9 protein-coding genes are annotated in these 14,353 nt (G+C 32.5%); 7 read left to right on the forward strand and 2 right to left on the reverse strand.

Annotation, left to right across the window (positions count from 1 at the left end):
* Positions 1-128: 128 nt before the first annotated feature.
* Positions 129-1,028: an AraC family transcriptional regulator gene (locus tag AMD28_RS12255; protein ID WP_055444437.1), complete on the reverse strand. Its 900-nt coding sequence runs from the start codon at positions 1,026-1,028 to the stop codon at positions 129-131.
* A gap of 100 nt (positions 1,029-1,128) precedes the next feature.
* On the opposite strand from AMD28_RS12255, the gene rhaD reads away from it, so the two are divergent.
* The 7 genes from rhaD to AMD28_RS12290 all read left to right on the forward strand — a co-directional run bounded on the left by rhaD (position 1,129) and on the right by AMD28_RS12290 (position 12,164).
* Entirely contained in the window at positions 1,129-1,923 is a 795-nt protein-coding gene (rhaD, locus tag AMD28_RS12260; RefSeq protein WP_055444438.1) for a rhamnulose-1-phosphate aldolase, read from the forward strand.
* A 15-nt stretch (positions 1,924-1,938) separates the two neighbouring features.
* Positions 1,939-3,726 carry an L-fucose isomerase gene (locus tag AMD28_RS12265; protein WP_055444439.1) on the forward strand — a complete coding sequence of 596 codons (1,788 nt, stop codon included), beginning with the start codon at positions 1,939-1,941 and terminating at the stop codon, positions 3,724-3,726.
* 61 nt (positions 3,727-3,787) lie between these two features.
* Complete coding sequence (locus AMD28_RS12270) at positions 3,788-5,104, forward strand: FGGY family carbohydrate kinase (RefSeq protein ID WP_083478301.1); 1,317 nt, start codon at positions 3,788-3,790, stop codon at positions 5,102-5,104.
* 18 nt (positions 5,105-5,122) lie between these two features.
* Positions 5,123-6,124 (forward strand): class 1 fructose-bisphosphatase, encoded by a 1,002-nt coding sequence (fbp, locus tag AMD28_RS12275; protein WP_055444441.1) that lies wholly within the window; start codon positions 5,123-5,125, stop codon positions 6,122-6,124.
* A 41-nt stretch (positions 6,125-6,165) separates the two neighbouring features.
* Entirely contained in the window at positions 6,166-10,290 is a 4,125-nt protein-coding gene (locus AMD28_RS12280) for a hybrid sensor histidine kinase/response regulator transcription factor (protein ID WP_055444442.1), read from the forward strand.
* Positions 10,291-10,399: 109 nt separating this feature from the next.
* Positions 10,400-10,765, forward strand: coding sequence for a hypothetical protein (locus AMD28_RS12285; protein ID WP_055444443.1), 366 nt, complete (start codon positions 10,400-10,402; stop codon positions 10,763-10,765).
* 43 nt (positions 10,766-10,808) lie between these two features.
* Positions 10,809-12,164, forward strand: coding sequence for a T9SS type A sorting domain-containing protein (locus tag AMD28_RS12290; protein ID WP_055444444.1), 1,356 nt, complete (start codon positions 10,809-10,811; stop codon positions 12,162-12,164).
* 432 nt (positions 12,165-12,596) lie between these two features.
* Here AMD28_RS12290 and AMD28_RS12295 read toward each other — a convergent pair whose 3' ends face one another.
* Positions 12,597-14,327: an autotransporter outer membrane beta-barrel domain-containing protein gene (locus tag AMD28_RS12295; RefSeq protein WP_055444445.1), complete on the reverse strand. Its 1,731-nt coding sequence runs from the start codon at positions 14,325-14,327 to the stop codon at positions 12,597-12,599.
* Positions 14,328-14,353: the final 26 nt, after the last annotated feature.

Below are 14,353 nucleotides of genomic sequence, written 5' to 3' on the forward strand. Positions count from 1 at the left end.
AAAATAATGATTGCGTACAAACATATAAATAGAATACTTAAAAGTATTTATCCATAATAATCAATAATATGTACAATTTAAACATTTGTCTTGTTCGGGTTAAAATAAGACAATTATTTAAGATGTTATTAAGTATATTTTCCGGATTTGTAAACAGCGGGAGTTAAGCCGGTTACAGATTTGAATACTCTAGAGAAATGATAGCGATCTGAAAAGCCTAAATTGAAAGCGACTTCTTCAATTGTGTTATTTGAATGTTCAAATAAGTCACATGCTTTTGCTATTTTTCTGTTTTGAATAAAATTATGTACCGAAATATTCATCTCTTGCTTAAATAATCTGGCAAAAGAATTGGAAGCCATATTTACAACATCTGCAATTTCTGCATTGCTTAATTTTTTATCGACATGCATTTCAACAAAACGAATCACTTTTAAAACCCGATCATCCATATTTATGGTTTTCCATAATTCCGGACCAATATTAGTAAGTGTCTCTTTTATAAAGGCTTGTAGTTTTAGATTGAAAGTTAATTTAAAATCGGTGTTTTCTATTTTTAATCTTTCGGTTAAATAAAGTAACCTTTCTTTTAAATAATCGGTTAATTCAATTTCGATAATTCTTGGGTATACATTATCAAAAGGAACCCCTAAGTTAAAATGTGTAAAAAAATGAATCAATGATTTTTCTTCATATTTACTTTCATCAATAGTATTGGTTAAGTGTTTTCCAGAAACATGAATGCCTGTTTTGTAAACGTGGTGTTTAGCAAAGCGAGAAGAAAAAGATGTGAATGGCGGAATGATATATAACATGTCTGGTCGCATGCTTGTTATTTTATCATTGTGAATGAGTTCGCCACCTTCATTTTTATTCCAATAGATTCTCCAATACGGAAAGACCATATCGTGGCAATCCCACAAGTCTAGTAGCCAATATCTGCAACAAAGTAACTTTAGTTTTAAGTCAATAAAATTTTGAAAATTGGAGGATGGATCTCCTAAACCTATGTTTTTAGAAATTTTCATTTTATGCAACAATGTTTAAATTAGATACAAAAATACGGATTTTGAATATTTATTAAACGTATTAATCTAATAGTTTTGTAAACTAAATTATCAAAAGATTATGAAGACTCTAAAACTTCCTATAGAAGTACAACAAGAATTAAAAAAAGTATCTACAGTAGCTGGGTACTTATGGCAAAGAGAATGGGCAGAGAGAAATGCTGGAAACATTTCTATGAACTTAACGTCTTTCTTTAAAAAAGAAGATGTTCAAGGGATTGGAGAAGAAGTGCCTTTCGATTTTCCTAAAGAATCGGCTGGATTTGTAATTTACATTACAGGAACAGGATGTTACTTAAGAGATTTAGTAGATATGTTAGAAGAAGTATCGTGTATTCTTTATATCAATGAAGATGCAACTGCTTATTCTATTATTTGGGGAGGTAACCGACCTAATTTTGGACCAACTTGTGAATTAATTTCTCATGCAAGTATCCATTTATTTAACTCTATTCATCATCCAGAAAACTTAGCGGTTGTGCATACACATCCATTAGAATTGATCTGTATGAGTCACCATGAGTTATTTGATAACGAAGAAGAATTAAACAGACAAATTTGGGCAATGTGTCCAGAGGTTAAAGTATTTGTCCCTAAAGGAATTCACTGTACTCCGTATGCTTTATCAAGCACAGCAGCTTTAGCAGAGGTAACCATGGAGGCTTTTAAAACAAGAAATGTTTCCTTATGGGAAAAGCATGGAGCAACAGCAACTGCACCAGATGTAATGCAAGCTTGGGACTTTTTAGATGTAGCAAATAAAGGAGCTAAAATGTTAATGATGTGTTGGGCAGCAGGTTTTAAACCAGCAGGACTTTCTAATGAGCAATTAACAGAATTAGAACAATTCACATAATAAAAAAATATAATCATGAGTAGATTAATAGGTAGACTACCAAAAGTAGGAATTCGTCCGGTGATTGATGGACGTGAATTAGGTGTTAGAGAGTCTTTAGAAGTTCAAACTATGGACATGGCTAAAGCTGCAGCAAAACTAATTGAAGAAACGTTACGTTTTCCTAGTGGAGAAAAAGTAGAGGTTGTAATTGCAGATACTACTATTGGTGGTGTTGCAGATGCAGCAGCTTGTGCAGATAAATTTAAAAGAGAAGGAGTAGAGGTTTCTTTAACAGTTACACCTTGTTGGTGTTACGGGACAGAAGTGATGGATACGGATCCTTCAACTCCTAAAGCAGTTTGGGGATTTAACGGAACAGAAAGACCAGGTGCTGTATACTTAGCAGCTGCATTGGCAGGGTATTCTCAAAAAGGATTACCAGCTTTTGGAATTTATGGTAAAGAAGTACAAGATGGTGGTGATCAAACCATTCCTCAAGATGTTTCAGAAAAAATATTACGTTTTGTAAAAGGTGGATTAGCAGTAGCACAAATGAACGGTAAGTCTTATTTATCTATAGGATATAGTTCTATGGGTATTGCAGGATCTATGGTAGATGTAAACTTTTTACAAGATTACTTAGGTGTAAGAGCTGAATTTGTAGAGTCTGTAGAGATTTTAAGACGTATAGATGAAGGTATCTTCGATCAAGAAGAATATGCAAAAGCATTAGCTTGGACTAAAGAAAACTGTAAAGAAGGAAAAGATTATAATAGTCCGGAAGCTCAGAAATCTGCAGAAGTTAAAGATGCAGAATGGGAAAAGGTTGTGAAAATGACTTTAATCTGTAAAGATTTAATGAACGGAAATCCTAAATTGAAAGAAATGGGATTTGGGGAAGAGTCTAAAGGTAGAAATGCTATTATGGGAGGTTTCCAAGGACAACGTCAGTGGACAGATTACCAACCAAATGCAGATTATACGGAGTCTATTCTAAATTCATCTTTTGATTGGAATGGAATTCGTCAAGCATATACCTTCGCAACAGAAAACGATTGTTTAAACGCTATTTCTATGTTGTTTGGACACTTGTTAACTAACAAAGCGCAATTATTCTCTGATGTACGTACGTACTGGAGTCCAGAGTCTGTAGAAAGAGTTACTGGTAAAAAATTAACGGGTATTGCTAAGGATGGAATTATTCACTTAATCAATTCTGGTTCTACAACCTTAGATGCTACAGCACAACAAACAGATGCAGAAGGAAATCCTACAATGAAACCATTCTGGGATATTACAGAAGAAGAAGTTCAAAAATGTTTAGATAACACCAAATGGCCAGCAGCTATTGGTGAGTATTTTAGAGGTGGAGGATTCTCTTCTCAATTTAAAACAAAAGGAACTATTCCATTAACTATGTGTAGAATTAATCTTGTAAAAGGGATCGGACCAGTTTTACAAATCGTTGAAGGATGGAGTGTAGAGTTACCTGGAGATGTTCATGAAATCTTAGATGAAAGAACTAACCCAACTTGGCCAACAACATGGTTTGTACCAAGAACAACTGGAACAGGTTTCTTTAAAGATGTGTATACAGTAATGGCGAAATGGGGAGCAAACCACGGTGCGATTTCTCATGGACATATTGGAGCAGATTTAATTTCGTTAGCTGCCATGTTACGTATTCCTGTAAACATGCATAACGTGAGTGAAGATGATGTATTTAGACCAAGTGCATGGTCTGCTTTTGGCGAAGGCTTAGAAGGAGCAGATTATAGAGCTTGTAAAAATTATGGTCCTTTATACGGATTTAAAGAATAATAAAAATAACTAAAAAGGTGTTTACGCTATGTTAGACACCTTTTTTTAATTTTGATTTGTGATGATGAATGTAATTGCTGTAATTGATATTGGTAAAACAAATAAGAAAATTCTTTTATTTGATGAATCCTTCGAGCTAATATACAGAAATGCAACTCGTTTTGACGAAGTTTCAGATGAAGATGGCTATCCTTGTGATGACATAGTATCGATAGAGGATTGGATTCAAAGTGAGATAAAAAGAATACAAGCAGAAGGTAAATATGCTATAAAAGCGATTAACTTTTCTACCCATGGCGCTAGTCTTATTTATTTAGATGCAGATGGTAATAGAATTACTCCTTTATATAACTATTTAAAACCATTAGATTTAGAAGTAGACGTATATCAAGAGTTTTACGAAGCTTATGGAGGCCAAGAAGAGTTTTCTAGAAAAACGGCATCTCCAGCTTATGGTATGCTAAATACCGGACTTCAAATATTAAAATTACAAAAAGAAAAACCAGAATTTTGGAGTAAAGTAGCTACGGTTATGCACTATCCTCAATATCTAAGTTACCTTTTCACAAAACAAGTAACTGCAGATTTTACATCTGTAGGTGCACATACCGCAACCTGGGATTTTGATACTATGCAGTATCATAAATGGGTTGCAGATTATAAATTGAATTTACCTGCGCCACAAAATGGTGAAGAAGCTATACTTACCGAGTTTAACGGACAAGAAATAGCAATAGGAACAGGGCTACACGATAGTTCTGCGTCTATCATTCGATTGTTAGAATCTGAAAAAGATAAAGAGTTCCTTTTGTTATCTACAGGAACTTGGATTATAGCAATGAATCCTTTTAGTAAAGAAACTTTAACACAGCATCAGTTAAAAAATAACTGTTTGTGTTTTATGACGCCTCAAAAACAGCAAATTAAATCTTCAATGCAGTTTTTAGGAAAAATTCATGAAGTGTATTTAACTGCTTTAAGCAAACATTTCAAAGAAGATATAGATCAGCATTTACAATTGGAATTAAATACCAAGTTGTGTGAAGAACTCATCTTCGAAGATTCCCGTGTTTATTTATCCGAAGGAATCGATAGCGATTTTGAAGCACATCCCGAATTATTAGCATACTATGCAAATTATGAAGCTGCGTATTATCAGTTGATATTTGAAATTAGTAAAAAAGTAATTCATGGAATTAATTTAATCACAGATCAAAACTCTTCCATTAAAGAAGTATATATCTCTGGCGGATTTAATAAAAACCTAATATTTATTGCTTTCTTAAATATGCTGAAGAGTGATATTGTAATTAAAATTTCAGACTGTAAAAACGAAAGTGCTTTAGGAGCTGCATTAATGATGAAGTCCTATATATAACTAACTAATCTAAAAAGAATGAGTCACCAAAAAAGTACATTAGGAGAATTTATTATTAAAAATCAATCTTCTTTTTCGTATTCTACTGGAGAATTATCTAGTCTTTTAAACGCATTGCGTTTAGCTGCAAAAGTGGTGAATCATGAAGTAAATAAAGCGGGCTTAGTAGATCTTTTTGGAGATTCAGGAGATGTTAATGTACAAGGAGAACAGCAACAAAAGCTAGATGTCTTTGCAAACAAAACATTTATACAGTCTTTAAAAAACAGAAATATTGTTTGTGGTATTGTTTCCGAAGAAAACGACGAATTCATTACCATCGAAGGACAAGATAAAGAATCGAACGGTAAGTATGTAGTACTTATGGATCCTTTAGATGGATCTTCCAATATAGATGTAAACGTTTCGGTAGGAACTATTTTTTCCATTTTTAGAAGAATTACACCAGTAGGAACTCCTGTAGAAGAAAAAGATTTTTTACAACCAGGAAGAGAACAAGTTGCAGCTGGTTATGTTTTTTATGGTACCTCTACTATGTTAGTATATACCACAGGTGATGGTGTTAACGGATTTACCCTAAATCCTGCGATAGGAACTTTTTACCTTTCGCATCCTAATATGAAATTCCCAAAAGAAGGAAGTATCTATTCTGTGAATGAAGGAAATTATAGTCATTTTCCAGATTCGGTAAAAAAATACATAAAATACTGCCAAGAAATAGAAGACGATAGACCGTATTCGCAACGCTATATCGGGTCTTTAGTTTCCGATTTTCATAGAAATATGATAAAAGGAGGAATCTATTTATATCCAAATAGTACGGTGAATAAAGATGGTAAATTGCGATTACTTTATGAATGTAATCCAATGGCTTTTTTAACAGAGCAAGCTGGCGGTATTGCTACTGATGGTCAAGTAGATATACTCGATATTATTCCAACACATATTCATGAACGTGCTCCTTTCTATTGTGGAAGCAGTTCTATGGTGAAAAAATTACTTGAATTTATTCATAAGTAAATTATAATATGTATATTTTTAAGGCAAACTAAAAATGTAACATGCATAGAATTATATTCTTTATTGGTTTTCTAATAACACTATTTACACAACAAACGTATTCGCAAAACTTTGAAAGAATTTCTAACAAAGAAGGTTTTAATCAAAACACTGTAAATGCCATTGAACAAGATAAATATGGTTTTTTATGGTATGCAACTCCCAATGGATTAATTCGTTACGATGGATATGAGTTTAAAACATATAGCACGCAATCTAAAAGTAAAGGTGCTATCTCTAGTAATAATGTTACCTATTTATTTAACGATAAAGATGGCATCCTTTGGATTGGGACCAATGTAGGTGTCAATATTTATATTCCTTCTTTAGAACGTTTTTTTACCGTTCCAATTAAATATAATATCGATGTAACTAAAATAGATTCTAAAAAAGATGGCTATGTTTGGGTTACGTCTTCTAAAGAATTAATCCGTTGTAAATTAAAAGATCTTAAGGAAGGAGTTTTTGATGTTTCGGAAAATATTCTGGATGCTAAAGACAGAGAGATTCATATTAATACGTTTACCTTCGGACTAAATAATTCCATCATTTTAGGAACCAATAAAGGCTTGAAGAAAGTCAGTTATCAATCGGAAAAGCAAATCGTAAAGTCCGAAATTCCAGATTCAAAGGATTTTAGTTTTTTTAATGATAAAGAAATTATCGAAATAATTAAAGTAGATAATATATTCTGGATTGGTACCTCAGAAGGTTTATACAGTTCCAATTTAGACTCCAGTTCTAAATATTTAATTAAAAAAATCAAAGTTCCAAATCAAGATTCCGATTTTTTTGTTAATGGTCTTTTTAATGATAGCGAAAATGCCATTTGGATTGGAACAAAAGGAGATGGATTATACAAATTCAATCCAATTCTAAATTCCTTTAAACACTTTAATTACGATGCAAAGGATAAGAAGAGCATCAGTAGCCATCAAATTAATGCGGTTTATCAAGATAGTTTTAATGTGCTTTGGGTCGGTACTGCACAAGGAGGGATTAACAAGCTAGATCTTTTTCAAAAACCATTTTATTCTTACACCAACAACCCATACGATAAGTTCTCTATTGCCGATAATTTAATAACTTCTATTTTAGAAGATAACAATGGCAAAATCTGGATTTCTGGTTACAATAAAAAACTGTTTAGAAGTATTGACGCTATTACCGAAAACAATCTAGACAAAATTAAATTTGAAGATTTACAAAACAAATTACCTATTAAAGATAATGATGTAATACGCTGTATTTATCAAGATCAAAGAAATTACATTTGGTTTGGTACCGATAAAAAAGTAATCGTATACAATCCAAATAATAAAGCATTTAAAGAGGTTCGGTTTGCATCAGCAGAAGATGAAATACAAATGCTTGTGACAAGAAAAATAGCACAAGTAAATGAAACAGATATTGTTTTCGCAGGGAATAACGTTCTCGTTATTGAAAATCCGTGGAAAGAAATCGATCAAAATAAAAATCCAAAGATTAATATTAAATCTAGCTTAAAAGTAAAAGCAAGTAGAGTACAATGTTTCTTACAGGATAGTGATAATCAATTATGGTTTGGTACCGATTCTGGTTTGTTACAATGCAGTTATGAAGCTGGTGAAATTAAAGTAGTTAGACAATATCAAGAAAATAAAACCGGAACTAGTAAACTAAGTTATAATAGCATTTTTACGCTTCATGAAGATGCTAAAAAGAATATTTGGATTGGTACTTTTGGTGGTGGTTTAAATAAATTAACATTAGATGCAGATAACAATCCGTTGAAAATGGAATATTTCAGAAAAAACGATGTCTTACCAGATGATGTTGTTTACGGAATCTTACCACAAGAAAATAGCGGTAATTTATGGATTAGTACCGATATGGGATTGGTTCGATTTAATACTGAAACCAAGAAAGTAAATGTTTTTGATGTAAGTGATGGTTTGTTGCAAAACAATTATAGACAATCTGCATATACCAAAGGAAAATCTGGATTGATGTATTTTGGTGGTTTAAATGGATTAACCATCTTCGATCCACAAAAAATTTCCTTAAATAAACAAGCACCAAAAGTTTTAATAACCTCCTTGTTAATTAATAATAAACCCATAGAAATTGGTGAAAAATTAAATGATATTACCATTCTTAAAAAAGCGATTTCAGAAACCGATACTGTTACTATTAGTAAGAGTCAGCGTATTATTTCTTTTAATCTAGTTGCCGAGCATACCGCTGCACCTACAAAAAATAAAATAGCATATAAGTTAGAAGGCTTTAATAAAGATTGGGTAGAAACAGATGAGGGGAAATCTGCCATAACCTATACTAACTTGGCTGCAGGTACATATACACTGCAGGTGAAATCGGCAAATGGCGATGGTATTTGGAGTATTTCTACTAAAAAATTAACGGTAGTAGTTTTACCGCTTTGGTATCAAACATGGTGGAGTTACGCGCTATTGATTCTTATATTTTTAGGTATTGGTGTTGGTATAGTTTTCTATTTTGTACAGCATGAAAAATTAAAACAAAAACTTATCTATGAGCAAATAGATAAAGATAGAATGGAGGTTGTTAACCAAGGTAAATTTAAATATTTCACAAACTTGTCGCATGAGTTTAGAACACCGCTTACATTAATTTCTGGTCCATTAGATAGAGTTATAGAAAATAATGATAACCCAGAAAGCGAGAAGTTTTTAGCAATTATAAAAAGAAATACACATCGTCTTTTAAGCTTAATAGATCAATTAATAACATTTAGACAAGCAGAACAAGGCTATCTAAATTTAAACTATACCAAGTCTACTCTAGGAGATTTTTTATATCCAACAACAGAAGCTTTTGAAAATTATGCCTTAGAAAAGAACATTAATTTTTATTACAAAATAAGTTCTCCAAATGAAGAGATTATAATAGATGTAGAAAAGCTGGAAAGAATACTTTTTAATTTGCTTTCCAACGCTTTTAAAAACACACCAGTTCAAGGTACCATAAGTATTGATGCCTCCATTGTGTTTGAAAATAATGAGAAGAACATTAAAATAGATGTTGTAGATACCGGTAAAGGAATCCCTAAAGAGAGTTTAAATAACATTTTTGAACGATTTTATCAATTAGGAAATGAAGATGGTAATGTTAGTGGTGGAGGAATAGGTTTATCCTTTTGTAAATCTTTGATAGATTTATTTAATGGAAGCATCTCTGTAAAAAGTAAACCCAATAAAGAAACCCGTTTTACGGTGATTATTCCATCTTCAAAAATTGAAGAAGTAGAGATCGAAGATATTGGAGTGAAAAAGACATTCATAAAAAATTGGGTGCCGTTACAAGCAAATAATGTTAAGGATGCGGATAGCAAACAAAAAGATAAAAAGAAGCATAATGTTTTAGTGGTTGAAAATGAATTAGATATTCAAGATTTTCTAAATAATGCACTTTCCGACACTTATAATATTACCATAGCAAACAATGGAGTGGAAGCATTAGACGCCATTAAAAAAACAGAATTTAGTACGATTATAAGTGATGTGATGATGCCAGAAATGGATGGTTTTGAATTATGTAAAAGAATAAAAGCCAATCCAGAAACTTGTCAAATGCCTGTTTTATTATTAACAGCTTTAGGAGATAATGTCGATTTAATTAAAGGTTTAGAGTTTGGAGCAGATGAATATATTAGCAAACCGTTTTCTTTAAAACATCTCGAACTTCGTCTTAAAAAATTAATTGAAAACAATCTGAAGATAAAAGAATATTTTTCGAAAAATAGTCTGCCTCCAAAGAACAAAAAAGAATTAGCCTTATCTAAAAAAGATCTAGAATTTTTAGAAAAAATCACTAAAATAATCGAGGAAAACTTATCCAATTCTAATTTTGGAGTAGAAGAACTTTCTATAGAAGCAGGTTTAAGTTCCTCTCATTTTTATAGAAAATTAAAGCAACTTACCGGGCAAGTGCCAAATGCGTATTTACGTAATTTTAGATTACAGCGAGCTGCAGAATTATTGGATGCTAATACTGGTTTTAATGTGGCAGAAGTGATGTATCAAATAGGTATAGAATCGAATTCTTACTTTTCTACCTCCTTTAAGAAATTACACGGTGTTTCGCCTTCAGAGTACTCAAAACGATGAAAATGATAGTTTTGAGCAACTAAATGATGAATATAAGAAAGCCATTAACATAGATTTAAATTAAGTTTGTTGTTCAAACAATTAATTAATTTCAAACCAATTTTAAATTATGAAAAAAGCAATATTATTATTAGTATTTAGTCTAGCAGTTTTTAGTTCTTCTTTTGCTCAAAAAGCAGAAAAAAAAGTGAATGCTTATATTGAAGCTGTAGAAAGTAAAACAACTTTAACAAGCCAAGAAAAGGAAACTTTAATTGCTTTAAAAACAAAACATGTAGAAGCTACTTCTGAGATTAGTCAAAATTATGAAAAAGGTTCTGAAGAGTTAAAAGCAAAAAGAAAAGAATCTAATAAAGCATTTTCTCAGGCACTTAAAGATGCTTTTGGAAAAGAAAGAGCGCAAGAAATAAAAGCTGCATCTAAAAAAGAGAAAGGAGCTAAAAAAGGAAAAAAAGGAAAAAAAGGAAAAAAGTAAAAAGGAGTAGAAGTCTTTAATCATTAATTAAAATTTTTAAATTATGAAAAAAATATTACTAACTCTAACATTAGCCCTTACTTCTTTAGTTGGATTCTCACAATTTATACATCATTCCGTAGATGAGTGTTTAACGTTGAGCGTCACAGGATCAGCAACTTACACAGCGTCTGTAGCAAACCCTAACTCACAAGATCCTGCAGGAGACCCAAACACTTCTACAAACGTATCTAGTTCTTTATCTGCTGGATCAAACAACAACCTTATATTCACTTTACCAACTAGTTATTCTGTAGGAGATGCTTTTACTTTTAATTTTCGTTATTATAGTTCAAGTGCAGGTGCAAACAATAGTGGTTCGGGAAGAGTAGTTGTTAGAATGTATAACTCAACATTAGGAGCTGGAGGAACTTCCCGTATTAATTTACCTGTTGCAAATAAAACTGGAGGACAATGGGAAGATTATAGTTTTTCAACGGCTTCTTTAGATGATAATAGTGCAGGAACTATGGGTACCACTACAGGATATGATAGAATACAACTAATACCTTCAAATAATAATGATAACCTTATAGAAACATTTTATTTCGATGATGTTGAATTTAATGTAGAGGTAGATAATGCAGTTCTTGCAGATGATACAGCAGATTTAGAGACTGGAAATTCTTGGATGTATGATCATAGTCCAGAAAATTTTAATGCAACTATTAGTGAAACTGGTGGAGCAACATTTTTAGAAAATCAAGCGTCACCATCATTATCGGGAAACAGTAGCCCTACAGTATTAAAAATAACTAGAGGAGATGATAATGCTAATTCTGGAATAAAACTTTCTGGAGGAGATTTTGATCACACTGCTGGTAATTTAACCTTTAGAATTTATCCGGAATGTAATTTAGCTGCAGGTTCCAATGTACGTATTCGTATGCGAAAAGATTCAGATAATGTAACGCAACAAAGTTTTGATATTACACCTCTTGTTGGAAATCAATGGAACGAAGTTACTATAGATTTAACATCTGGTACTGGTAGCTCTACTACACCAGATAATATTTACAATGAATTTGTCTTTCTATTTAATCAAGGAGACGCTACATCAGCTTCTAATGGGACTATTTTCTATATAGATGCAGTACAAGCTCCAGAACAATTGCCTTTATCAACAGAGTCATTTGAATTAGCAAACAGTGTAAAATTATTAAAGAACCCAGTTTCTAATACTTTACAGTTTAGTAAAAGCCCAGATACGGCTGCTGTATACAGCATTACAGGACAACAAGTAATGAAATTTGATAGCATGGAAGAAGGTTATGATGTTTCTACTTTAAAAAGCGGACTTTATTTAATTGAAGTAACTTTTGGTTCAGCGAGCAAAGTATTCAAGTTTATAAAAGAATAAATTAAATATCGACTAGATTGATATTAGGCTTCATGCCCTTTAAAAGTATTCCTTCCACGGATACTTTTAAAGGGCATGATTTGTTTATAGCATATTTCTTCTTATTCGTTAAGTTAATATCGTTATGCATGCTCCAAATTCTATTTAAACACCATAATATCTATTCGTGAATTTTCTAATAATAGGAAGCTTTAAAAAGGTGAGGGTTTCAGATGTTTAGTCTTTGTAACTAAGGCACACAATAGTCTATCTATTAGCCGTTAAATAAGAAAAGGGTAGCAAATTAAATTGCTACCCTTTTTTCAATAGTTAGGGATTCGTTAAATTAATATAAAGAAGTTATGTGTACTTAAAATCTCTTCGGTTATCTGTTTGTAATACGTTTTTATGGGTAATGCTATTAGTTCTGTAAAATGCTTTACGGGTTTAATCCTACCAAGTTGCCAAAGCTGATCTTACCCAAGTGTCTGTGGCTATACAAACGTAAATATGCGTTGTAGTTACTCTTATTTCTCCTTCAGTACCTGTATCTGTTGCGCTAGCAGGTGCTGTATTTAAAGCAGATAGTTTGTATTGGGTAGCCTCAGTTGTGCCATTAACTTCTAGAGCATGTGTTGTTGCTATTTTGTCTATTCCAACTTTGTTATTGGCAAAGTCACCATAAATTAATGGCCTTGCACTATTTGAATTATCAATAATTAAAGTATTGTTATAATTGTCAAAAAGATCATTAAGACCTGCTCTGTATCCAATAAAAACATTAGAACTACCTTCGTTATCGCGACCAGCTTGTCTTCCTATAAAAACATTCTCATCTCCTTTTAAATAGCGTCCGGCTTGTTGTCCTATAATAACATTGTTATTTCCATCTAATTCGTGACCAGTTAGATGGCCAATAAGTACATTAGAAGTCGAGTTCTCATCATCATTTGCAATTAATTCTCCTGCTAAGGCCCCAATTGCAGTGTTATTACCAGAAATGTTTTGTTTAAGTGCAAGGTAGCCAAGTGCTGTATTACTACCACCACTAATGTTAGCATTAAGTGCCTGGTAACCTACTGCTGTATTATTTATTCCATCTACATTTTGATGTAAAGCGTGATAACCAATAGCCGTAATTGCATCTGCTGTGTTATATTGAAGCGCACCATGACCAAACGCAGAATTACTACTTCCACTAACGTTTTCATTAAGCGCCTCGTAACCAACTGCTGTATTAGATGTTCCAGTTACATTTTTAAATAAAGCATGATAACCAACAGCAGTCAGAGAATCTACTGTGGCTTTAGTTAAAGCTTCTGTACCAACTGCGGTATTTCTATTTCCAGTTGTGTTATCGTGTAAAGCTAAATTACCTATCGCAACATTATCGTTACCGGTATTAGTATACAAAGCTTGCGTACCAACTGCCGTATTATTACTTCCAGAGTCATTAGAAAACAAAGAGGATTCACCTACGGCCACATTGCTAGCTCCAGTTGTATTGGTAGTTAATGCTTGTGTTCCCATTGCAGTATTAAAAAATGCAGTGGTATTTCCTTCTAAAGCTCCCCTTCCAAAAGCAGAATTTCTTCGTCCTGTGGAATTTGTTGTTAGGGCTTTAAATCCGAAAGCAGAGTTATTTATACCTGTACTTAATTTCAAAGCTTCAAATCCAAAAGCAGAATTAGCATCACCATTTACATTTGTCATTAATGCGTTAAAACCAACGCCGACATTTTGATTATGAGAAGAATCATCATTTAATCCTGCGTCAATCCCAATAAAAACAGAGGAACCATCATTTGTGCCATCTACATCCGATTTTCCATCCGAAAGATCATTTAGTTTTTCAATACTTGAAAATCGAATCCAACTAGTGGTTGGTTGATCCCAGTGATAAAAACCTTTTGTATTTAGACCAACTGTTGTGGTTAGGTAAATAAGCATTCCTTGTTGGGCAGCTGTAGGATTTGTAGCGGGGAAAGCATCTACTCTAGGAATTAATAAACCTTCATTATTGGAAGGTGTGGCTTGATTTGTAGCTGTAATATCTAAAGTGGCTTGCGGATTTGTATTTCCAATACCGATTTGTGCATAGGAAAAAGAGACCATAAATAATAACATATAAAATAGCATATTTCTATGCTGGACTTTTCTTTCGTTAATTAATTTAGTTTTCATAAGGGAGGGGTGTTTTTATTTTTGTA

The sequence above is a fragment of the Lacinutrix himadriensis genome (genome assembly GCF_001418105.1).
In the GTDB taxonomy this organism is placed as follows: Bacteria; Bacteroidota; Bacteroidia; order Flavobacteriales; family Flavobacteriaceae; genus Oceanihabitans; species Oceanihabitans himadriense.